This is a genomic window from Dentiradicibacter hellwigii (assembly GCF_041770905.1).
Taxonomy (GTDB): domain Bacteria; phylum Pseudomonadota; class Gammaproteobacteria; order Burkholderiales; family Rhodocyclaceae; genus Propionivibrio; species Propionivibrio hellwigii.
This window is the reverse complement of record NZ_JBEUWX010000002.1, coordinates 705,555-725,351: the sequence shown is the minus strand read 5'-3', so window position 1 is coordinate 725,351 and position 19,797 is coordinate 705,555. Positions and strand designations below refer to the sequence as shown.

Here is a 19,797-nt window from a genome sequence, read left to right as displayed (position 1 = left end):
CAGTATTCTGGTTGTTGTGCTGGTGGTTGCCGCGTCGATGATTTTTACGGTCGATCAGCGCCAATACGCTATCGTTTTCCAGCTTGGTGAAGTCAAGAAAGTAATCGCCGATCCGGGGCTGTATTTCAAGTGGCCGCTGATCCAGAATGTACGCTTTTTCGACAAACGCATTCTGACGCTCGATTCACCCGAGCCCGAGCGTTTTATTACGTCGGAGAAAAAGAACGTTCTCGTCGACTCCTTCGTCAAATGGAAAATTGTCGATCCCAAGCTGTACTACGTGTCTGTGGGCGATGAAGCGGGTGCCAGGACGCGGTTGTCGCAGACGGTCAACGCCGGTCTGCGCGAAGAATTCGGCAAACGCACGGTGCATGAGGTCGTTTCCGGCGAGCGCGACAAGATCATGGAAGAAATGCGCGACAAGGCGGATCTCGATGCCCGCAAGATCGGCGTTCAAATTATTGATGTCCGCCTCAAGCGCGTCGATTTGCCAACCGAAGTCAGCGAGTCCGTTTATAGCCGTATGGAAGCGGAACGCAAGCGTGTTGCCAATGAATTGCGTTCGGAAGGTGCGGCCGAGGCCGAAAAGATTCGTGCGGATGCTGACAGGCAACGCGAGGTGATTGTTGCCGAAGCTTATCGCGACGCTCAGAAGGTCAAGGGTGAAGGCGATGCCAAGGCGGCGGCGATTTATGCGCAGGCATTCAGCCAGTCGCCGGAGTTTTATGCCTTTTACCGGAGCATGGAGGCGTACCGCGGTAGCTTTGGAAACAAGAGTGACGTGATCGTCGTCGAGCCGAATTCCGAGTTTTTCAAATACATGAAGAATGCCGGAGGTGCGGTGAAAAACCCTGCCAATGACCGATAGTCTGCTTACTGCCTGCGCCCTAATGTTGGTGCTCGAAGGCATCCTGCCGTTTCTTGCACCGACAACCTGGCGCGAGATGTTTCGCCAGCTGACTCAGATGCGCGACGGACAGATTCGTTTTATTGGACTGACCTCAATGCTGGTTGGCATTGTTTTGCTGATGGTGTTGCAATGAACTGGCTGCTTCCTGATTACATTGCCGATGTGCTGCCCAATGAAGCAGCCGCGATTGAACGGTTGCGCCGAGCGCTTTTTGATCTATTTCGCGGGCACGGTTATGAGCTGGTGCAACCCCCTTTGCTCGAATACCTTGATTCACTGCTGACCGGCACGGGGTCCGATCTCCGTCTGCGCACTTTCAAGCTCGTCGATCAGCTTTCCGGGCGTACACTGGGACTGCGCGCCGATATGACACCGCAAATGGCGCGTATCGATGCGCATTTGCTTAACCGGCAGGGCGTGACCCGGCTGTGTTATTGCGGCAGTGTCTTGCATACCTTGCCGGCATCGCAGGCAGCCAGTCGTGAGGTTATCCAGCTTGGCGCCGAGTTGTTCGGTTATGCCGGCATTGAGGCTGATCTGGAAATCATTCGTCTGCTTGACGCGGCGCTGGCCACTGCCGGCATTGCCGGGTCGCATATTGACATTGGCCACGTCGGTGTTTTTCAGGCACTGGCGGAGGCAGCCCGCCTTGACCATGTTGCCGAACATACATTGCTGCACCTGCTGCAAGCCAAGGATGTCCCCGGTCTGCACGATTATTGCGCACAGTTTGCTGAACCCTGGCGGTCGGCATTGATTCGTCTGCCCGAGCTTTACGGTGGCGACGAATTACTCGACCAGGCAGCCGGGCAGCTGCCGCCACTACCTGCGATCGGCGAAGCGCTGGCAACATTAAAGCGGCTTCGCACCGCATTGCCGTCGTTGGCGTTTTCGTTCGATCTCGCTGAGCTGCACGGCTACTATTATCACAACGGAACTGTGTTTACCGTGTATGCCCCTGCACACGCCGAAGTCATCGCGCGTGGCGGCCGGTATGACGGTGTCGGTGCGAGTTTCGGGCGCGCCCGACCGGCGACCGGGTTTTCGCTCGATCTGCGCCGGATCGCCCAGCTTTCCGATTTGCCGCGGCAGGCCGAGCCGGCGATCCTCGCCCCCCGGAGGCCGACGGATGCGGCGCTGGCGGCCAGCATTGCTGCCTTGCGGGCGCAGGGCGAAATCGTCATCGAATTATTGCCGGGGGAGCGTGCTGATGAGAGCCGCTCGTGCGATCGCCGGCTAGTCGAAGATGCCGACGAGTGGAGGGTAGTAGGGCTGTAGTAAAGTGTTAGTGGAAAAGTCGTTGGACTGTATGGTTCGGACGGTGGGTGGCTACACAGGGCAAATGACTCACCAGGCACAACTTAAGGCTTACGAATGGCGAGGAATGACATGGCAAAAAATGTAGTGGTCGTCGGTACTCAGTGGGGCGATGAAGGCAAGGGGAAAATTGTCGACTGGTTGACTGATCGTGCCAGTGGCGTCGTACGCTTCCAAGGCGGACATAACGCGGGTCATACCCTGGTCGTCGGCGACAAGGTATATAAGCTCAATCTCGTACCTTCCGGCATTGCCCGCGCAGGCATCACCTGTTATATCGGCAATGGCGTCGTTCTCGATATCCATCATCTGCTGAGTGAAATTGCCCAGTTGGAGGCGGGCGGCATCGAAGTGCGCTCGCGCCTGAAAATCAGCCCCGGATGCCCGCTGGTGTTGCCATATCACATCGCACTTGACCGGGCGCGCGAAGCCGCCAAAAGTGCCGACAAAAAAATCGGCACGACCGGCAAAGGTATTGGCCCCACGTTTGAGGACAAGGTTGCGCGGCGTGCATTGCGCGTATACGACCTTTTCCATCCTGAACGCTTTGCCGAAAAACTCAAAGAAAATCTCGAGTATTACAACTTCGTTCTGACACACTATCTGCATGCAGAAGCCGTTGATGGCGAAGCCGTTCTTAAACAGACTTTGCTCGATGCCGAGCAGATTCGCCCCATGGTGACTGACGTATCGGCTGCACTAAATGCCGCTTACAAGGCGGGTCACAACATGCTGTTTGAAGGAGCGCAGGGTTCACTGCTCGATATCGACCATGGCACCTATCCTTTCGTCACCTCGTCCAACTGTGTTGCCGGCCAGGCAGCGGCGGGCGCAGGCATTGGACCGGGCATGCTCAACTACATTCTCGGCATCACCAAAGCCTACTGTACGCGGGTTGGCGGCGGTCCTTTTCCAAGCGAGCTTGATATTGACACGGAAGGTACGCCGGGCTGGCAGATGTCGACCAAAGGAATGGAATTCGGTACCGTGACCGGGCGCAAGCGCCGCTGCGGCTGGTTTGACGTGCCGGCTCTGCGGCGTTCGGCCCAGATCAACGGTGTGACGGGGCTGTGCATCACCAAACTCGATGTGCTCGATGGCCTGACGGAACTGAAGATCTGCACCGGCTACCGGAAGGATGGCAAGATGCTTGCTATGCTGCCGATAGGTTCTGATGAAGTGGCAGGGTGTGAGCCGATATTCGAAACCCTGCCCGGTTGGAGCGAATCGACCTTCGGCGCCACCTCTTACGCGGCGCTGCCGAAAGCTGCTCAGGCGTATCTGGCGCGTATTGAAACTCTATGCGACATTCCGATCGATATCATCTCGACGGGGCCGGAGCGCAGCGAAACCATTCTGCGTCGCCACCCATTCGACTGAGCAATAGAATAGGCGGCATAGCGCAGGCGATTGTATGGCGCAGAGCCGGCCAGATTTTGGCGAACGACAACAAGATCTCGTGGAGAAGCAGGGGCGTTCAAATGGCGCGGGAGCGTGGGTGGAGTGGACGTTTTTTCACTTTAAACTGCTGGCAGATGCTCGGGCTTGTCGTATATGCCCTGCTTTTCCCTCTTTCGCAGAAACTTGGCGGACGTTTCGCCGATATTGGCCTTTTTGTTACGTTTCCATTTATACCTGTCGGCTATGTGATTGGCGGCCTTTTTGCACAATTATTGGCGACATCCAAAGCCTTTCTGCCTGGAATGGTTGCCGGTATATTTTTTCAAGCCTGGCTGTTGCTGATTCATGTGCTTGGCGGTAAGCGGTGTGAAAAAGCCGAAGACCCGCCGCTGATCGACCGGCGCTGAATAGGGTGATACTCCGTATATAAGGGGGGTGTCTGAACCAGCCTCGCTTTTTTCTGCGCATCGTGTGGGCAGCGTGACAAAAATCTGTTTTTATTACCGGCATCCGTATTGGTGAGTTGTGATGGGTACTTTTAGCTGGCTCAAGGGGCTTTTGGGACATCCGACAGATTCCCGTACTGGCGCCTCATTCGATGAGCGCCTGGCGCGCAATGTCGCAAAAACAGTAGATTTTGCTATTGCGCAGACCAATCCCCGCCTGAAATCAGTGGAAGCCTGTCGTGACCGACTGGATGCACCAGTGCGGCAGGCCGTCGATTATCTGGATGCGCAGATGCGTTTTCTCCCCGCCTGCATTGACGTGGTCGCAGCCGATTGGGCGGAAACGCCGCTATTGCGTGCATTTTTTGCGACGGCCGAGGATATGCCGCGTACGCTGGGTGCTTCCGGCAGCCTGCGCACCCTGTTCGACAAACACCCGGATCTGGATACGGCCTATTTCGCGCTCGGCGTGACCTATCGGGAGCGCAGTGCTGAGGGCATGTCGCCGCATGGTATAGAAACGCAGACCGATCTTTCCCGCCGGATTGCCTGTTTCGATTCACCCTGGGTGATGTCTTGCGGAGCCGGAGAACATGAGGTGCGGCAGCAGGTGTACGACGAGTGGCTGAATTATCTGATTGCACAGTCGATGACGGGAATTGGCGAACTGCGAAAAACGCGGCAGATACTGGAAGATCAGCACGCCTTGCTGCGCGAGCATTTGAAGCGCCAGCACAGCCAGCAGACAGACGATACCGATTCTGCGGCGGAGAACGTGTCGGATACTGCGCTGACGGCGCAATTTCAGGAGAGCGAGCAGCAGCTTGCAGGTTTGGGTGATGTGCAAGCACAGCTGGAAGCGGAGCTGACCTGTTTGTGTGAGGCATTTTCTTCGGTACAAAGCTACCTGGATTTTGAGCACAAACGCCTGCGCTTGAGTCATCTCAATGAAATTCTGGCCGAAGACAGCTTAACGGTCGGTCACAAAGTCGCCTTTACACAGGTGACTTTTAACGGCGTGCCCAATACTTCGCGCGCTTTTTTCATCGGCCGCGTCGCACGTTCAGAACTGCCCACAACGAGAATTAATTTTTCAGGCGCAGAACGCCTGCTGTAAATCTACCGCGTCGCTTGGGAGGGCCTTATTGCCGGCGGATTTGTGGTTTAATTGATCTCATGAATGCCAGCGCTATTTTTCCTCCAAACGGTGTGCGGACGATCGCCCTGATCGGCAAATACAACAGCCGGGATATCAGCGATTCCCTGTGTTTACTCGCCAACGATCTGCAACGGCGAGGCATGACCGTGCTGATTGAAAAAGCGACCGCGGAAAATTCCGGCAGCCCACAGATTTTGGCCTGGGCCTGTGGCGATTTCATCGCCATTGGCGAGCGTGCCGATCTGGCCATCGTACTGGGTGGCGATGGTACGATGCTCAATGCGGCCCGCCAGTTGGCGCGCTTCGGCGTGCCGCTGGTCGGTGTCAACCAGGGACGGCTCGGTTTCATGACCGATATTGCGCGCAGCGATATGCTGGCAGTGCTGGATGATCTTCTGGCGGGTCATTTCATCCCGGAAAGCCGCCAGCTGCTCGTCGCCAGCATTTTCCGGAATGGGCAGAAACTCAGCGAGCATCTAGCGCTCAACGAAGTCGTCATTGATAAAGGCGCATTTGGCCGGCTGATCGAACTGCAGCTTTTCATCGACGGTGAATTTGTCTTTAACCTGCGTGCAGACGGATTGATCGTCTCCACGCCGACCGGCTCGACCGCCTATTCACTCTCGGCCAACGGGCCGATTCAACATCCGCAGGTTTCCAGCATTGCGTTGGTACCGCTGTGCCCGCATGCACTGTCTAACCGCCCCATCGTGGTGAGCGATGCCTGCCAGATCGAAGTTCGCATCCTGCGCGCCATTGACTCACGGGTGCATTGCGATGGACAGATGGCCGTTGATCTACGCGTTGGCGACATCATATGTATCCGCCGGGCGGAATTTTCCGCCTGTCTACTGCATCCGCCCGGCTATAGCTATTTCACCATGTTGCGCGAAAAACTGCACTGGAGCGCGCAGCCCGACGTGCTGCCGCTGATGTCGGTTGAGGATCAGGATGATCTGATGGGCGGGGCGGACTGTTCCGGCTGATCATGCTGAATCGTTTGAGTATCCGGAATTTCGTCCTGGTCGATCGCCTCGAACTGGATTTTCAGCCTGGTTTCAGCGTGCTGACGGGGGAAACGGGTGCCGGTAAATCGATTCTCGTTGATGCGCTGGCCTGCGTGCTGGGTGAACGTGCGGACAGCGGACTGGTGCGTGTTGGCTGCGATCGCGCCGAAGTCAGCGCTGAATTTTCCATGCCGCAAGCCGGACTTCTCGACTGGTTGCGCGAAAATGATATTGCCGTTGAGGCAGAGGAGGGACTGTTGCTGCGGCGCGTCGTCGAAGCTGGCGGCCGTTCACGCGCCTACCTCAACGGTTCGCCGGTAACGCTCCAGCAATTGCGTCGAGCGGCGGAATTTCTTGTTGATATTCATGGTCAGCATGCCCACCAGTCGTTGCTGCGCGGCGATGCACAGCGCGATCTGCTCGATACGCATGCGCGCCTGCGTCCATTGGCTGATGAAGTGGCCACCAGCTGGCGAGCCTGGCGTAAAGCGCAGGAGCGGCTGGAAGCTGTACAGCATGGCGCGGAAACGGCGGCGCAGGAGCGCGATCTGCTCGCCCTGCAAATCCGCGAACTCGATATGCTGGGTTTTTCCGCGGGTGAATGGGAGGCGCTTAATCACGAACATCAACGCCTGATGCACGCAGCCCGCCTGATCGAAGGTGCGCGCCAGATTGTTGACCTGTTGGCCGAGGGTGATTCGGCCTGTTCGGCGCAGCTCGGCGCGGCGGCGCATACGCTTGATGAACTGACTGGTTATGACCCTGCGCTGACCGAAACGGCAGCGCTCGTTACCTCGGCACAAGCCGATCTGGACGAAGCGGCATCCGCGCTGCGCCGCTATGCCGAGCGGATCGACCTTGATCCACAGCGTTTATCCGAAGCGGAAAAGCGGCTCGAGGCTATTTTCAGTTGCGCCCGCAAGTTCCGGGTTTCGCCGGAAGCATTGCCCGGACTGCTTGCTGATTGGCGGCGACGCTTCGATGAAATTGCCGCCGACGCCGATATCGACGCGCTACGCATACAAACCGAGGCTGCCAGGGCGGCCTATCTGAAAACGGCCAAACGCCTGTCAGCGGAGCGCGCCAAGGCAGCCAAGACACTGGCCGGTGAAGTGAGCCGGCTTATGGGGCAGTTGGCGCTTGGCAGTGGGCGTTTTGAGATCGGCCTGATACCGCTTGACGTCGATACGACGCATGGTCTGCACGGCCTTGAGCAGGTCGAATTTCGCGTTTCCGGCTTGGCAGGCAACGAAACGCGCCCGCTTGCCAAGGTCGTTTCCGGCGGTGAGCTTTCGCGTATCAGTCTGGCCATCCAGGTCGTAACCAGCCAGGCGGCAAGCGTGCCGACGCTGATTTTCGATGAGGTGGATGTTGGCATCGGCGGCGGTGTTGCCGAAGTCGTCGGACGCCTACTGCACGAACTCGGGCGTGAGCGACAGGTATTGTGTGTGACCCATTTGCCGCAGGTAGCGGCCTGCGCCGAATGGCAATGGCAGGTGACCAAGCATCTTGAGGGCGATAGCGTCCGCAGCAGTGTTGATGCGCTTGATGAAAACGCGCGTATCGAGGAAATTGCCCGTATGCTTGGTGGTGTGGAGATTACCGATATCACCCGCCGGCACGCCAGAGAGATGCTCACTGGCTCCTGAAAAAGACAGAATGCGCGACATCGGCAATGCATTCTCATTGCCGCCTTACTGCCAGGGCGAGGGCGGCGCGTTCGAGCGGCGGAAAGCTGAAATCAAAAAGAAAAAGGCGTTGGCCTCCTCGACAGGAATCGAACCTGTATCGCACGCTTAGGAGGCGTGTGCACTATCCGTTATGCTACGAGGAGATGTCAGGCTGGCCAGAAGACGCCGTACTGCGGGCGCTATTCTAGCGTGATTGCACGTACTGCGCGTAGTTTGTGTAGCGCGCGACAATCGTTCGGTCCGTGCAGCGTTCAGTATTCCGATGGACGTGGATGCAGGCGGATCGTCGAGCGGTTTCATTTATGATTTATGCAGTCTGGTTTTTATCGTTCTCGATCATGGCGTAGGCCGAGTGGTTGTGGATCGATTCGAAATTTTCCGATTCGACGGTGTAGGCGTAGATGCGCGGCTCGGCGTTGAGGCGGGCGGCAACGTCGCGCACCATGTCCTCGACGAATTTCGGGTTGTCGTAGGCATGTTCAGTCACATATTTTTCATCCGGCCGCTTGAGCAGGCTGTACAGTTCGCAGGAAGCGACTTCCTCGACGAGGCGGACGATTTCCTCGATCCAGACAAGCTGGTCGATGCTGGCGGTGACGGTGACGTGCGATCGCTGGTTGTGCGCACCGCGCTCCGAGATTTTTTTGGAGCAGGGGCACAAGCTGGTGACGGGAACAACGACCTTGACCTGTGAGACGATCTTGCCCTGACTGATCTCGCCGATCAGCGTGACATCGTAATCCATCAGGCTCTGAACGCCGGAAACCGGCGCCGCTTTGCGGATGAAATACGGAAAATTCATTTCGATGTGGCCAGTTTCGGCTTCGAGCTTTTCCGCCATTTGATGCAGCATTGCCGGGAAATTCTCAATGGAAATTTCGCGTTCGTTGGTGTTGAGAATCTCGACGAAGCGCGACATGTGCGTGCCCTTGAAATTGTGCGGCAGATTGACGTACATGTTGAAGACGGCTACCGTGTGCTGCACGCCGCCCGAGCGGTCGCGTACGCGCACGGGATGGCGGATGGATTTGATGCCGACGCGGTTGATGGCGATATGCCGTGTATCGGCGAGATTCTGTACATCGGCGATCTTGTCTTTATTTTGTGCTGCGTTCATTGCGTGTCCTATTATTGGGAAGGTTGGAAATGCGCATTAACCGTGCGGATGATGCCGTCTGCGTCGAGACCGGCGTCGGCTAGTAGCTGCGCCTGGTCGCCGTGTTCAATGAAGCGGTCGGGCAGGCCGAGACGGAAGAAGCGGACTGCACATTCCGCATTTTCAAGCGTGCGTGCAACTTCGGCGCCGGCGCCGCCGATCAGCGCGTTCTCTTCGATGCTGACAAGCAGAGAATGTTCCCGCGCCAGTTCGATAATCAGCGCCTGATCGATGGGTTTGACGAAACGCATGTCGGCAACGGTGGCATCGAGCGTTTCTGCGGCCGTGAGCGCCGATGCCAGTACGCTGCCGAAAGCCAGCAGGGCGAACTTGTGCCCCTTACGGCGGATGAGTCCCTTGCCGAGCGGCAGTTCTCCGAGCGATTGGTCAATCGGCGCGCCGGTGCCGGCACCGCGCGGATAGCGCACAGCGCAGGGCGCATCCTGCCGATAGGCGGTGGTCAGCATGCGGCGGCATTCATTTTCATCGGACGGCGTCATGATGACCATATTTGGGATGCAGGTCAGATAGGAGAGGTCGAATGCGCCATGATGCGTTGGTCCGTCGGCGCCGACGAGACCGCCGCGATCGATGGCAAAGACGACCGGCAGGTTTTGCAGGGCCACATCGTGCAGCAGTTGGTCGTAGCCGCGCTGGAGAAAAGTCGAATAAATAGCGACGACCGGTTTTAGTCCTTCACAGGCCAGGCCGGCGGCAAAAGTCACGGCATGCTGCTCAGCAATGCCGACATCGTAGAAGCGTTCTGGATAACGGTCTGCAAAAGCCGTCATGCCCGAACCTTCGCACATAGCCGGCGTGATGGCGACGAGTCTCGAATCGGCTGCAGCCATGTCGCATAACCAGTCGCCAAAAATCCGGGCGAAACTCGGTTTAGCCTCTGCGGCGTTATCGACGATGCCGACCTCGGGCTGGAAGCGGGAAACGCCGTGATACAGAATTGGGTCGGATTCGGCCAGCTTGTAGCCTTGTCCCTTGCGCGTAAGCACATGCAGAAACTGCCGTCCCTTGAGCTTTTGCAGGTTTTGCAGCGTGGGAATGAGGGAGTCGAGATCATGCCCGTCAATCGGGCCGATATAGTTGAATCCGAGTTCCTCAAATAGCGTGCCCGGCGTCAGCAGGCCTTTGACGTGGCCTTCGACGCGATTGGCAAATTCGAGCAGCGAGGGTGAAACTGACAAGACCTTTTCGCCGGCGCGGCGGGCGGCGTTGAAGGCGTTGCCCGACAGGATGCGTGCCAGATACTTGTTGAGCGCACCGACCGGGCGGGAGATCGACATATCGTTGTCGTTGAGGACGACGAGCATGTCCACGTTGGCAATGCCAGCGTTATTGAGCGCCTCGAAAGCTTGTCCGGCGGACATGGCGCCGTCGCCGATAACGGCGATGGTGTGCCGTTCCTCACCTTTGAGCCTGGCGGCGATCGCCATGCCGAGCGCCGCTGAAATCGACGTAGAGGAATGGCCGACACCAAAGGCATCGAACTCGCTTTCGCTGCGCTTGGGAAATCCCGATACGCCGCCGTACATGCGCAGCCTGGCCATGCCTTCGCGGCGGCCGGTCAGCACTTTGTGCGCGTAAGTCTGGTGGCCGACATCCCAGACTAAGCGATCTTCCGGCGTGTTGAAGACGTAATGCAGCGCGATCGTCAGCTCGACAGTGCCGAGATTCGACGACAGATGCCCGCCGGTGCGCGAGACCGAGTCGACGAGAAAATTACGCAGCTCTTCAGCTAGCTGCGGTAGCTGCTTGCGATCCAGCGCACGCAGTTGCGCGGGGTGCCGGATGGTGTCGAGCAATGGATAGGCGGTCATGGAATCGATATCGGGCTGAAGGTAGGTCGTTAGTCAATCGGGTGATAGGGCAATGACGACTCGGTTTTGACGTAGGAAAGATGTTGGTCTGCCAGAAATTTAGAATTCTAGAATTCCCGGCGGACGAAAAAATCGGTCAGTTCGGTCAGCCGGCGTGCCTTTTCGCCAAAGGGCTTCAGCGCCGACACCGCTTGCGTTTGGAGTTGTTCCGCCAGATCGCGCGCGCCTGCCAGACCGAGTAGGCTGACGTAGGTCGGTTTGTCGGCGGCGGCATCCTTGCCGGCGGTTTTGCCCAGAGTCGTCGTATTGGCCGTACAGTCGAGCATGTCATCAATCACCTGGAACAGCAGGCCGGCCGAGGCGGCAAAACGATCGAGCCTCGCCAGCGCCGTTTCATCGGGCGGATCACCGCACAGTGCCCCCAGCAGGACGGCGGCGCGTATCAAAGCGCCCGTTTTGAGCGTATGCATCTGTTCCAGTTCCTGCGGGTTCAACGCCTTGCCTACTGCGTCCAGATCGATGGCCTGTCCGCCGGCCATGCCGCGCGAACCGCTGGCCTGCGCCAGAAGAAACGTCTGACGAAGCTGGATTTGCGGATCGTCGGACAGGGGGTGTGCCAGCAGTTCAAAAGCCAATGATTGCAGGCTGTCGCCGACAAGCAGTGCCGTTGCCTCACCGAATTTGACATGGCAGGTCGGCTGACCGCGGCGCAGTACGTCATCGTCCATGCAGGGCAGGTCGTCGTGTACGAGCGAGTAAGCGTGAATGCATTCGACAGCGCAGGCAACGGTTTCCAGCCGCGTTACCGGCGCGGCGGACAATTCGCCGGCGGCAAAGGCGAGCAACGGGCGAATCCGTTTGCCGCCGCCCAGGCAGGCGTAGCGCATGGCCTGATGAAGATGTGCGGGCGTTGTATCGGCCGTGGGCAGCAGGCGGTCGAGCGCGACCTCCGTCTGCGCCTGCACATACCGCATCCAGTCAGGAAAAGAAAGGTCGGAGAAAGAAAGATGGCCGGACGTGTTCACGGACGTATTCATTATGCCTCTCCGCGCGCATCGAAGTCGCGCAGCGCTCCGTTTTCAAGCACCTGGATTTTGTGTTCGGCATCCTGCAGAAGATGCTGGCAGTGATTGAGCAGTGTGCTGCCGCGCCGGTAAGCGGCGATGGATTCTTCGAGTGGCAGGCGGCCGTCTTCCATACTGCGCACCAGTTGTTCCAGTTCGGCAAGCGCTGCCTCGAATTTCAGCCCGGTGATGTCCGGTAAATCGTTGGCATCGTGCGTATCCTGGGGTTCTCTGGCGGATGCCGAAGTATTTTTTGCCATAAGCACACTCGAATGAATCAACACAAGGTCGTAGAAAAGCAGTGTTTATTGGCGCTGCCGTCCCTTTGTAAAATTGTATGGATATGCCGGTAAAACCAACGGAAAACGGGTGAAGTTTACACGCTTTGCGCGCTTTTTCCTCACGCATGTCTCATGATTCCGCGCGCTATCCCCCAAGCGCACCGTTTGCGTACTGTACGGCGATGCAATATGGCGCAAAGTGAGCAATCGGGAGGGTGCTAAACTTGATTCTGGATACGCAAGAAAATATGCGATGAAGGAGATCGCCATGATTGTGGTTCAGCATTCGCCAAGGTTGGTGCAAGTCAACATTTACGGAGAATTCACGCTGGCTGACTATCAGGAGTTCGAGGCGGCGGCACTGGCGGCCGTTCATGCTGAGGGGCCGCCCGATCTGCTTTTCGATCTGCGTGAAATGACCAGCGTGACGCTCGATGTGGCGTGGGAAGACATCGTTTTTGCGCGCGCCCACTCTGGTGATTTTCGGCGGATTGCTGTCGTGACGGACAGCCAGTGGGTTGCCTGGAGCGCCTGGCTGATAGATGTTTTTGTAGGTGCCGAAATGCGCGTTTGCAACGATGATGCAGAGGCTTCGGCCTGGTTGCAGGGGCTCTGAGATGACCGATTTCAAGAATGGTTTCCGCGAGGTCTCCGGTGCACATGGACAATGCCGGCCGGCGCCGGACTCGCCGCTGGTCGACTGCGCCACGCTGGCCGCGCATCTGAACGATACCGGCTGGCGCATCATTGACTGCCGCCATCAGCTTTCCGATCCCGACTATGGTGAGCGGGCGTATGCCGAGGGGCATCTGCCGGGTGCATTTTTCATGCATCTTGACCGTGATCTGTCCGGCGCGAAAAATGGCCACAATGGCCGCCATCCTCTGCCGGAACCGCAAACACTGGCGGCGAAGCTCGGTGCTATTGGGATTACGCGGCAGACGCAGGTTGTTGTTTATGACGATGCGGAAGGCATGGTCGCCGGCCGCTTGTGGTGGATGCTGCGCTGGCTTGGGCACGAGAAGGTCGCGCTGCTCGACGGCGGGTTCAAGGCCTGGATGGGCGAGGGGCTGCCGCTGACACGCACGCTTCCCGAGGCTGAGTCTGTGCGGTTCGAGTATGTGCAGCCTGAACCTAGCCGGTGGACGGTGAGTGCCGATGAGGTGCTGAGCAATATCAAGCGGCGGGATTTTCTGGTGGTCGATGCACGCAGCGCTGACCGCTTTCGTGGTGAGAATGAAACGATGGATCCCGTCGGTGGCCATATCCCTGGCGCACGCAATCGCTGCTTCAAGGAGAACCTCAATGCTTCCGGGCGCTTTCGCCCGGCCGCCGAATTACGCTGTGAATTTCTTGCCCTGTTTGCCAGTATGCCGCCCGAACAGGTCGTCATGCAATGTGGTTCGGGCGTTTCTGCCTGCCACAATCTGCTGGCGCTTGAAATTGCCGGTTTGCATGGCGCCCGCCTGTATCCCGGCTCGTGGAGCGAATGGTGCAGCGATCCGGCGCGGCCTGTCGCCACGATTGCGACAGATTCTGTTTCGATCAGCGCTTGAAGTTCTTTGCTCCGAGGGTAGTCGGGGCGTCTGCCCGTGGCTTCTACGGGCATCAGCTAGGCACGCGGGTCAGGGCGTCATTCCCTATCCTGAATTTTTTGTGCACTGCTGTCGCGCCAGCGCCCAAGCGACGTGTTCGCGGACCAACGGCGAAGGGTCGTTCTGCCGGCTGCGCAGGGCGGCTTGCAGGTTCGGATTGGGCGGCGCGTTGCCCATCGCGACGGCGAGGTTGCGCAGCCAGCGCTCGTGGCCTATACGGCGGATCGGGCTGCCGGCCAGCCGGGCTTCAAAGATTTCCCGGGTCCAGGCAAATAATGCCTCAAGCGGCGCGTCCGTCAGGCCTGTGCGCGCGGCAAAGGCCGGGTCGCCCTGGCGGGCAAAGCGGTTCCAGGGGCAAACGGTTTGGCAGTCGTCGCAACCATAGATGCGGTTGCCGATCAGCGGCCGCAGCTCGGGCGGAATAGCGCCGGAAAGCTCAATGGTCAGGTAAGAGATGCAGCGGCGCGCGTCGAGTTCATACGGTGCGGTAATGGCACCCGTCGGACAGGCGTCGAGACAGCGCCGGCAGTCGCCGCAGTGGTCGGCCGCAGGCGGGTCGGCCGGTAGCGGCAGGTTAGTATAGAGTTCGCCGAGAAAATGCCAGGAGCCGGTGCGCGTTAAAGTCAGCGTATGTTTGCCGCGCCAGCCAATGCCGGCGCGTTGGGCAAATTCGGTTTCCATGACCGGTGCGGAATCGGAAAAAACGCGGTAGATGAATGGGAATTCCGGCATCTCGGTGTGCAGCGCGGTGGCAATGAAGTTGGCCAGTTTTTGCAGACGCGCGCGCACGATCTTGTGGTAGTCGCGGCCGCGGGCGTAGCGGGAAATCCAGGCTGTTCGGGCAACCGGGTCGTTCGGAGCGTCTTCCGGGAAGTTCACTGGCGCGTTTCCCGACAGGTTCTTCCGTTCGCCTTGCGGGGGGAGGCATAGGGCGTTTCTTAGGCTGCCATTTGCATCGCCATCCATGCTTTCGCTTGTACCCTCGGGCTCGCCGGCATTACCGCGCCCGGTGGCTGCGCCTGGGTCGTTTTCCGTGAGTGCGCCGGATTGCGGCCAGTAAGGCAGGCGTAGGGAAATAACGGTCAGCGTGCCGGGTAGCAGTGCATTTGGATCGCCACGTAGCCCGGTGTGTCTGGCCATATAATCCATGCCGCCGTGGTGACCGCGCGCCAGCCAGTGCGCCAGTTGTTCCCGCGCCTGTTCCGGAAGGGAAGCGGGGGCGATGCCGACGCCGCTAAAACCCAGTACTTGCGCCTGTTTTTTGATGGCCTGCGCCAGAGCATCCCAACAAAATGCCGTGCGGATTTTGGCCGGTGCTGTGGCCGCTGGGTTTGCGCGGCGTGCGGCGTGCGGAACATCTGCGGGTGAGGCGTCGTTTTCATGCATAGGCGGCATCATAGCCCGGAAATGCTGAAAAAATAGAGGGCAATTTCTGAGAAAGACGATGAGGCAGCAATCCGGTCATTTGCGTGAAGGGACTTCGTTCCAGGCGGTACAAACTTGCGTGCAAAATGCTTGGGCATATGGCGTGCCGATTCATCTGTTGAACGAGATGATCGTTAGGTGATTAATGGCGCGCGCGGCTCAAAAATAACTTATCACCCAATGGTCGGCATGGCTGGCAAAATGGTTCTGCTTGGATCTGCTTAAAATACGCGGTTGCTGAAGGGGGAAGCGTCTGTTTGCTTTGATGGCATCGTCGATCTCAATGAATCGTCCCTTTACTGCCGAAACTCCGAAAAAACTCGTGCGGCTTCGTGTGACAATGGTGAGAATGGTAACAATGGGCTAAAAAGCCGATCATGTAATACCCGTGAGAATGGATAAAACCAGAAGGCAGGCGAAACGGTAAAAACAAATGAACGCAGAAACCAAGAGTGTGGAAAATGGACAGACGCCGGCAGCAGCATTAACGCTGCCTCTGCCGGATGAAGCGGCGACGCAGGCGTTCGGATGGGCATTGGGGCCGTTATTGACGCCGGGCATGGTGGTCTGGTTCGACGGCGATCTCGGCGCTGGCAAAACGACGCTGGCACGCGCCGTGTTACGTAGCCTGGGATACGAAGGACCGGTCAAAAGCCCCACTTACACATTGGTTGAATTTTATGTTGTTTCGAGATTATACTTGTACCACTTTGATTTTTATAGATTCAATGATCCAAGTGAGTTTGAAGATGCCGGCTTGGGTGAATATTTCCGCGACGATACCGTCTGTCTGGTCGAATGGCCGGACAAGGCGGCTGCTTACGTGCCTGCGGCTGATCTGCGCATTGCTTTCCATTTTGCCGGAGAAACCGTGCCGGAAAGCCGCCCGGCGGATGGGCGCCGGCTTGTGCTGCATGCCTATAGTACAGCGGGGCGGCAATGTCTGAGCAGCCTCCGTGCCGGTTACTCAAGCGCCGCGAGCTGATCAGTGAACTGCTGCATGTCGGCGGCGCGGCGCTCCTTTTTTCCGTGACGCCATTCGGCCGTGCGGCGGTTTCGCGCGGTTTCGGCGTCGTGGCTGTGCGCGTGTGGCCGGCGGCCGACTATACGCGGGTGACGATCGAACATCGTGCACCGCTTAAATTCACGCATTTCACGATCAAAGACCCGCACCGTCTGGTTGTCGATCTGGAGAATGTCGAGTTCAACAGTGTGCTGGAAAGCATGGCGGGCAAGATTTCACCGGATGACCCCAATATCAAACTGCTGCGTGCCGGCCGTTTTAAACCGGGCGTCGTGCGTCTGGTCATGGAACTGAAGAATGAGGTCAAGCCGCAGGTGTTCGTGCTGCCGCCGGTGGGTCAGTACGGCTACCGGCTGGTGCTCGACGTGTATCCCCTGGAACCGCCCGATCTCCTGTCGCAACTGATCAAGAAGCATGACACGCCGGATGATCTGGCGCCGGCGGAGAACACGGCAGGAGACGAAACGCTCGCCAGCGCCGGAACTGCGGGCGATTCCGCGACAGGGGAGAGAAAACCGGGCGTTCCGACCGATAAGGCCGGCGCATCGGGTGATGCGCCAAAAACCGTACGCCGCAAGAAAGGCGGCGGGCGGATGTTGACGATAATGATCGATCCCGGTCATGGTGGCGAAGACCCCGGCGCCGTAGGCAGTCGGGGCAGCTATGAAAAGCATGTGACGCTGGCCATCGCCAAGCGGCTTAAGTCGAAAATCGACGATGAGCCGAATATGCGCGCCATGCTCACGCGCGATACCGATTACTTTGTACCGCTGAATGTGCGTGTGCAGAAGGCGCGGCGTATTCGTGCCGATTTGTTTCTTTCCATTCATGCCGATGCTTTTATCCGTCCCGACGCCAACGGCTCGTCGGTTTTCGCCTTGTCTGAGCATGGGGCATCGAGTTCGGCTGCGCGCTGGCTGGCGCAAAAGGAAAATGAGGCCGATTTGATCGGTGGCGTCAACATTGCTGCCAACAGGGATCCAATGCTGGCGCGCACGCTGCTGGATCTTTCGCAGACGGCAACGATCAGTGACAGTCTCAAATTCGGCGGTGTTGTCCTCAAGGAAATTGGTCAGATTAACCGGCTGCACAAAAATCACGTCGAGCAGGCCGGTTTTGCCGTGCTCAAGGCGCCTGATATTCCGTCGATCCTCGTCGAAACGGCCTTTATTTCCAATCCGGAAGAAGAAAAGCGACTGAACGACAGCGCTTATCAGGAAAAAATGGCGCAGTCGATTTTCAACGGTATCCGCAAATATTTCGCCCAAAATCCGCCGCTGGCCAGATTGCCGGCAGCGCTTGCCGCGTTGGATTAGCCGGCGTTTGTTGATGGCGCCGGGGGCATCGCCTGGACTGGGTTAGATTGGACGGATGTGCCCCTGCCTCTACCGGCCCTGACGTTTAGGGCGTCAGAATCCTGCCGGACAATGAAAGCGCATCGGTTTATGCGTAACCGGATGCGTAAAAGCCAGAAACTCGGCGTGCAGCAACAGGCGGCTCGCCTTGGCTAGCGCGGCTGGGCCGGCATAGAGCGGGTCGCCGAGAATCGGATGGCCGATCGCCTGCATATGCACGCGCAGCTGGTGCGTGCGGCCAGTTTCCGGCGTCAGCACAAGGCGTGTAGCGTTGCCTTGCGCATCGTAGGCAAGCGTCTGGTAGTACGTCAGCGCGGCCTTGCCATTGACCGGATCGACGATGTGTCGTGGGCGGTTGGGCCAGTCAACGCAAAGCGGCAAATCGATGCGGCCATTTGCCGGGGTGGGACGGCCCTTGACGAGGGCGATGTAACGCTTTTCGACCTTGCGATCCTGGAACAGCCGGCTGAGCCGGCGATGCATATCGGCGCCGCGCGCCAGAACAAGGACGCCGGAAGTGTCGTAATCGAGGCGGTGGACGATCAGGGCGTCGGAAAATTCCTGCTGCACGCGGCGGATGAGGCAGTCCTGCTTGTCTTCGCCGCGCCCGGGTACCGACAGCAGGCGCGGCGGTTTGCTGACTGCGAGCAACGAACGGTCGGCGTAAAGGAGGGTAAAGCCCGAAGCGGGCGTGGCGTCGGCGGGGCAAATCGGCGGAGTGGGTAAGGGCGGCGTTGCTGGCATCGGCGGAGTGGTGGCGTTGACGTGTTGCGCGTATTGTCGCAAAGAAGCGCTGGAGAAAAAACCGTGCACTGCCCAAATGCCCCGCCAGAATTCAGATTTAGAATGCGGGCTTGGGAGCCAAATCGGACCCGGCGCCATTGACGAAATAGCTAAAAAAGGAAACCGCATGCTTTTTTTCAAGAACCTATTCAGCACCCAAAAGCGCAGCCAAAAAACCATTTTTGACTTCGATATCCGCAAAAACGGGATTTACATCAACGATGTCAAGTGTAAGTTCGATATAGAAAAACTGTGCGAAATCCTGGGCGAGCCGCGCATTATTGTTAATGATGCGGAGAACAGCCGCTATTTATGGGATGCAGCGGGAGTCGCCGCCTTTGTCAAAAATGAAAAACTCACCCAGATTGATTTGTTTATCGAAATTCCCCCGGATATTCGCTTTGAAATACCTGAAAACACATTTACCAGCCGGTTTATGCTCAATGGCGATGCGCCGCTCAAAGCGGTGAAAGAAAAAGATTTACGCAGTGCCTATATTTTTCTTGACGTAACTGTTGGCGGCTATGAGGTGAGTCTGAGGCTGAGCGAAGCCGTGCAGGCGCCAATTGCAAAAATGAGCTTTAACGAACGCTATGAAAAAAGCAAAACAGATGAAATTGCCAATATAGTGCGCGCGGCAAAAACGCCTGTTGACTGGGTAAGCATCACGCCTAAAAAGAAAAAGATTGAAAAAGAAATAAGCGCCAAGTATGCGCTTGTTAAACCCGAAGGTGAAACGCTTAAATTTACTAACTTTAATTTCAAACTCGCTATTCTCAATGATTTGATGTACGACCAGGAATTGCTGGAACCAAAATTTGACGTTTTTGAATTCTGCGAAGAACGCAAAATTGACCCTTACAAAAGAATCGGCGCTGTGCCGCAAGTAAAAAAATGGTTTAAGAACTATGAAATCCCCGCAGCTTTAGCCGATAAAGTCAGCGAACTCTATCTGGATGGCGGCAATGATATTTACCTGAATATCGCACCTAATTGGGACGGCGAAGACAGCCTGTTCGATATTAAAAATCTCGATGCCACCGAGCTGGCGCAATTTAAAAACCTCAAAAAAATTACTGCGGAAATGATAATTTCCAGAAAAGCCAGAAAGGTGCTGGAAGATTCTGGCGTGGAGATCGAAGATGAATAGCGAATGGCTTTTACCCGTGAACGCAATGCGGGCAGAGAGCATTTCAGAAGGGATGCTCTGAAGCCCGCGTAAACAGGGCATCTCCGAGGGGTGCCCTGAAACTCTTGCAAACAGGGAAGAAAACATAAAATGCCCTGAGGCGCCCTGTTTATAAGGATCTCCTGGCATCAAAAAACATAAACCGGAATATTGCGCCCGGCA

The 19,797-nt window shown here is 57.4% G+C and carries 19 protein-coding genes and 1 tRNA gene; 13 read left to right on the top strand and 7 right to left on the bottom strand.

What is annotated here, in order from left to right; translation table 11 throughout:
* The first annotated feature begins 37 nt into the window (after window positions 1–37).
* The 8 genes from hflC to recN all read left to right on the top strand — a co-directional run bounded on the left by hflC (window position 38) and on the right by recN (window position 7,889).
* Window positions 38–868, top strand: coding sequence for a protease modulator HflC (gene hflC / locus ABCS64_RS05625; RefSeq protein ID WP_418891888.1), 831 nt, complete (start codon window positions 38–40; stop codon window positions 866–868).
* On the top strand, window positions 858–1,043 hold the full coding sequence (locus tag ABCS64_RS05620) for a DUF2065 domain-containing protein (RefSeq protein ID WP_418890918.1): 186 nt from the start codon (window positions 858–860) through the stop codon (window positions 1,041–1,043). Before hflC ends, ABCS64_RS05620 begins: the two co-directional genes overlap by 11 nt.
* On the top strand, window positions 1,040–2,188 hold the full coding sequence (locus ABCS64_RS05615; RefSeq protein WP_418890917.1) for an ATP phosphoribosyltransferase regulatory subunit: 1,149 nt from the start codon (window positions 1,040–1,042) through the stop codon (window positions 2,186–2,188). The genes ABCS64_RS05620 and ABCS64_RS05615 overlap by 4 nt, the downstream gene beginning before the upstream one ends.
* 111 nt (window positions 2,189–2,299) lie before the next feature.
* A complete protein-coding gene (locus ABCS64_RS05610) occupies window positions 2,300–3,607 on the top strand; it encodes an adenylosuccinate synthase (RefSeq protein WP_418890916.1) in 1,308 nt (435 codons plus the stop codon).
* Between the two features lie 56 nt (window positions 3,608–3,663).
* A complete protein-coding gene (locus ABCS64_RS05605) occupies window positions 3,664–4,035 on the top strand; it encodes a hypothetical protein (protein WP_418890915.1) in 372 nt (123 codons plus the stop codon).
* Between the two features lie 121 nt (window positions 4,036–4,156).
* On the top strand, window positions 4,157–5,191 hold the full coding sequence (locus ABCS64_RS05600; protein WP_418890914.1) for a hypothetical protein: 1,035 nt from the start codon (window positions 4,157–4,159) through the stop codon (window positions 5,189–5,191).
* 59 nt (window positions 5,192–5,250) lie between these two features.
* The gene (locus ABCS64_RS05595; protein WP_418890913.1) at window positions 5,251–6,219 is read left to right on the top strand and encodes an NAD(+)/NADH kinase; all 969 of its coding nucleotides are present in this window, start codon (window positions 5,251–5,253) and stop codon (window positions 6,217–6,219) included.
* A gap of 2 nt (window positions 6,220–6,221) precedes the next feature.
* Complete coding sequence (recN, locus tag ABCS64_RS05590; protein ID WP_418890912.1) at window positions 6,222–7,889, top strand: DNA repair protein RecN; 1,668 nt, start codon at window positions 6,222–6,224, stop codon at window positions 7,887–7,889.
* A 110-nt stretch (window positions 7,890–7,999) separates the two neighbouring features.
* Here the strand turns inward: recN and ABCS64_RS05585 are convergent.
* The 5 genes from ABCS64_RS05585 to ABCS64_RS05565 all read right to left on the bottom strand — a co-directional run bounded on the left by ABCS64_RS05585 (window position 8,000) and on the right by ABCS64_RS05565 (window position 12,243).
* Window positions 8,000–8,074, bottom strand: a tRNA-Arg gene (locus ABCS64_RS05585).
* Window positions 8,075–8,238: 164 nt separating this feature from the next.
* Entirely contained in the window at window positions 8,239–9,048 is an 810-nt protein-coding gene (gene folE2, locus ABCS64_RS05580) for a GTP cyclohydrolase FolE2 (protein WP_418890911.1), read from the bottom strand.
* Window positions 9,049–9,059: 11 nt separating this feature from the next.
* Window positions 9,060–10,919: a 1-deoxy-D-xylulose-5-phosphate synthase gene (dxs, locus tag ABCS64_RS05575; protein ID WP_418890910.1), complete on the bottom strand. Its 1,860-nt coding sequence runs from the start codon at window positions 10,917–10,919 to the stop codon at window positions 9,060–9,062.
* A 107-nt stretch (window positions 10,920–11,026) separates the two neighbouring features.
* Window positions 11,027–11,956, bottom strand: a complete 930-nt coding sequence (locus ABCS64_RS05570; protein ID WP_418890909.1) for a polyprenyl synthetase family protein — start codon at window positions 11,954–11,956, stop codon at window positions 11,027–11,029.
* Window positions 11,956–12,243, bottom strand: a complete 288-nt coding sequence (locus ABCS64_RS05565; protein ID WP_418890908.1) for an exodeoxyribonuclease VII small subunit — start codon at window positions 12,241–12,243, stop codon at window positions 11,956–11,958. Before ABCS64_RS05565 ends, ABCS64_RS05570 begins: the two co-directional genes overlap by 1 nt.
* Before the next feature lie 289 nt (window positions 12,244–12,532).
* Between ABCS64_RS05565 and ABCS64_RS05560 the strand changes: the two genes are divergently transcribed.
* Both ABCS64_RS05560 and ABCS64_RS05555 read left to right on the top strand, forming a co-directional pair.
* On the top strand, window positions 12,533–12,880 hold the full coding sequence (locus tag ABCS64_RS05560; protein WP_418890907.1) for a SpoIIAA family protein: 348 nt from the start codon (window positions 12,533–12,535) through the stop codon (window positions 12,878–12,880).
* A 1-nt stretch (window position 12,881) separates the two neighbouring features.
* On the top strand, window positions 12,882–13,820 hold the full coding sequence (locus ABCS64_RS05555) for a sulfurtransferase (protein WP_418890906.1): 939 nt from the start codon (window positions 12,882–12,884) through the stop codon (window positions 13,818–13,820).
* Between the two features lie 84 nt (window positions 13,821–13,904).
* Here ABCS64_RS05555 and queG read toward each other — a convergent pair whose 3' ends face one another.
* The gene (gene queG / locus ABCS64_RS05550; RefSeq protein WP_418890905.1) at window positions 13,905–15,245 is read right to left on the bottom strand and encodes a tRNA epoxyqueuosine(34) reductase QueG; all 1,341 of its coding nucleotides are present in this window, start codon (window positions 15,243–15,245) and stop codon (window positions 13,905–13,907) included.
* 472 nt (window positions 15,246–15,717) lie between these two features.
* Between queG and tsaE the strand changes: the two genes are divergently transcribed.
* Together tsaE and ABCS64_RS05540 are read left to right on the top strand one after the other, a co-directional pair.
* Window positions 15,718–16,269: a tRNA (adenosine(37)-N6)-threonylcarbamoyltransferase complex ATPase subunit type 1 TsaE gene (gene tsaE / locus ABCS64_RS05545; protein ID WP_418890904.1), complete on the top strand. Its 552-nt coding sequence runs from the start codon at window positions 15,718–15,720 to the stop codon at window positions 16,267–16,269.
* The gene (locus tag ABCS64_RS05540; RefSeq protein WP_418890903.1) at window positions 16,224–17,624 is read left to right on the top strand and encodes an N-acetylmuramoyl-L-alanine amidase; all 1,401 of its coding nucleotides are present in this window, start codon (window positions 16,224–16,226) and stop codon (window positions 17,622–17,624) included. Before tsaE ends, ABCS64_RS05540 begins: the two co-directional genes overlap by 46 nt.
* 93 nt (window positions 17,625–17,717) lie before the next feature.
* Here the strand turns inward: ABCS64_RS05540 and ABCS64_RS05535 are convergent, their stop codons facing one another.
* Window positions 17,718–18,407 (bottom strand): RluA family pseudouridine synthase, encoded by a 690-nt coding sequence (locus ABCS64_RS05535; protein ID WP_418890902.1) that lies wholly within the window; start codon window positions 18,405–18,407, stop codon window positions 17,718–17,720.
* Between ABCS64_RS05535 and ABCS64_RS05530 the strand changes: the two genes are divergently transcribed.
* Window positions 18,382–19,596, top strand: a complete 1,215-nt coding sequence (locus ABCS64_RS05530) for a DUF6892 domain-containing protein (protein WP_418890901.1) — start codon at window positions 18,382–18,384, stop codon at window positions 19,594–19,596. The two genes, ABCS64_RS05535 and ABCS64_RS05530, sit on opposite strands and share 26 nt — an antisense overlap.
* Window positions 19,597–19,797: the final 201 nt, after the last annotated feature.

What these genes read in the sequence shown, in the direction of transcription:
- hflC (WP_418891888.1), top strand. Translation starts at nt 38, where the DNA reads ATGATTTTTACGGTCGATCAGCGCCAATACGCTATCGTTTTCCAGCTT.
- ABCS64_RS05620 (WP_418890918.1), top strand. Translation starts at nt 858, where the DNA reads ATGACCGATAGTCTGCTTACTGCCTGCGCCCTAATGTTGGTGCTCGAA.
- ABCS64_RS05615 (WP_418890917.1), top strand. Translation starts at nt 1,040, where the DNA reads ATGAACTGGCTGCTTCCTGATTACATTGCCGATGTGCTGCCCAATGAA.
- ABCS64_RS05610 (WP_418890916.1), top strand. Translation starts at nt 2,300, where the DNA reads ATGGCAAAAAATGTAGTGGTCGTCGGTACTCAGTGGGGCGATGAAGGC.
- ABCS64_RS05600 (WP_418890914.1), top strand. Translation starts at nt 4,157, where the DNA reads ATGGGTACTTTTAGCTGGCTCAAGGGGCTTTTGGGACATCCGACAGAT.
- ABCS64_RS05595 (WP_418890913.1), top strand. Translation starts at nt 5,251, where the DNA reads ATGAATGCCAGCGCTATTTTTCCTCCAAACGGTGTGCGGACGATCGCC.
- recN (WP_418890912.1), top strand. Translation starts at nt 6,222, where the DNA reads ATGCTGAATCGTTTGAGTATCCGGAATTTCGTCCTGGTCGATCGCCTC.
- folE2 (WP_418890911.1), bottom strand. Translation starts at nt 9,048, where the DNA reads ATGAACGCAGCACAAAATAAAGACAAGATCGCCGATGTACAGAATCTC.
- dxs (WP_418890910.1), bottom strand. Translation starts at nt 10,919, where the DNA reads ATGACCGCCTATCCATTGCTCGACACCATCCGGCACCCCGCGCAACTG.
- ABCS64_RS05570 (WP_418890909.1), bottom strand. Translation starts at nt 11,956, where the DNA reads ATGAATACGTCCGTGAACACGTCCGGCCATCTTTCTTTCTCCGACCTT.
- ABCS64_RS05565 (WP_418890908.1), bottom strand. Translation starts at nt 12,243, where the DNA reads ATGGCAAAAAATACTTCGGCATCCGCCAGAGAACCCCAGGATACGCAC.
- ABCS64_RS05560 (WP_418890907.1), top strand. Translation starts at nt 12,533, where the DNA reads ATGATTGTGGTTCAGCATTCGCCAAGGTTGGTGCAAGTCAACATTTAC.
- ABCS64_RS05555 (WP_418890906.1), top strand. Translation starts at nt 12,882, where the DNA reads ATGACCGATTTCAAGAATGGTTTCCGCGAGGTCTCCGGTGCACATGGA.
- queG (WP_418890905.1), bottom strand. Translation starts at nt 15,245, where the DNA reads ATGCATGAAAACGACGCCTCACCCGCAGATGTTCCGCACGCCGCACGC.
- tsaE (WP_418890904.1), top strand. Translation starts at nt 15,718, where the DNA reads ATGAACGCAGAAACCAAGAGTGTGGAAAATGGACAGACGCCGGCAGCA.
- ABCS64_RS05540 (WP_418890903.1), top strand. Translation starts at nt 16,224, where the DNA reads ATGTCTGAGCAGCCTCCGTGCCGGTTACTCAAGCGCCGCGAGCTGATC.
- ABCS64_RS05535 (WP_418890902.1), bottom strand. Translation starts at nt 18,407, where the DNA reads ATGCCAGCAACGCCGCCCTTACCCACTCCGCCGATTTGCCCCGCCGAC.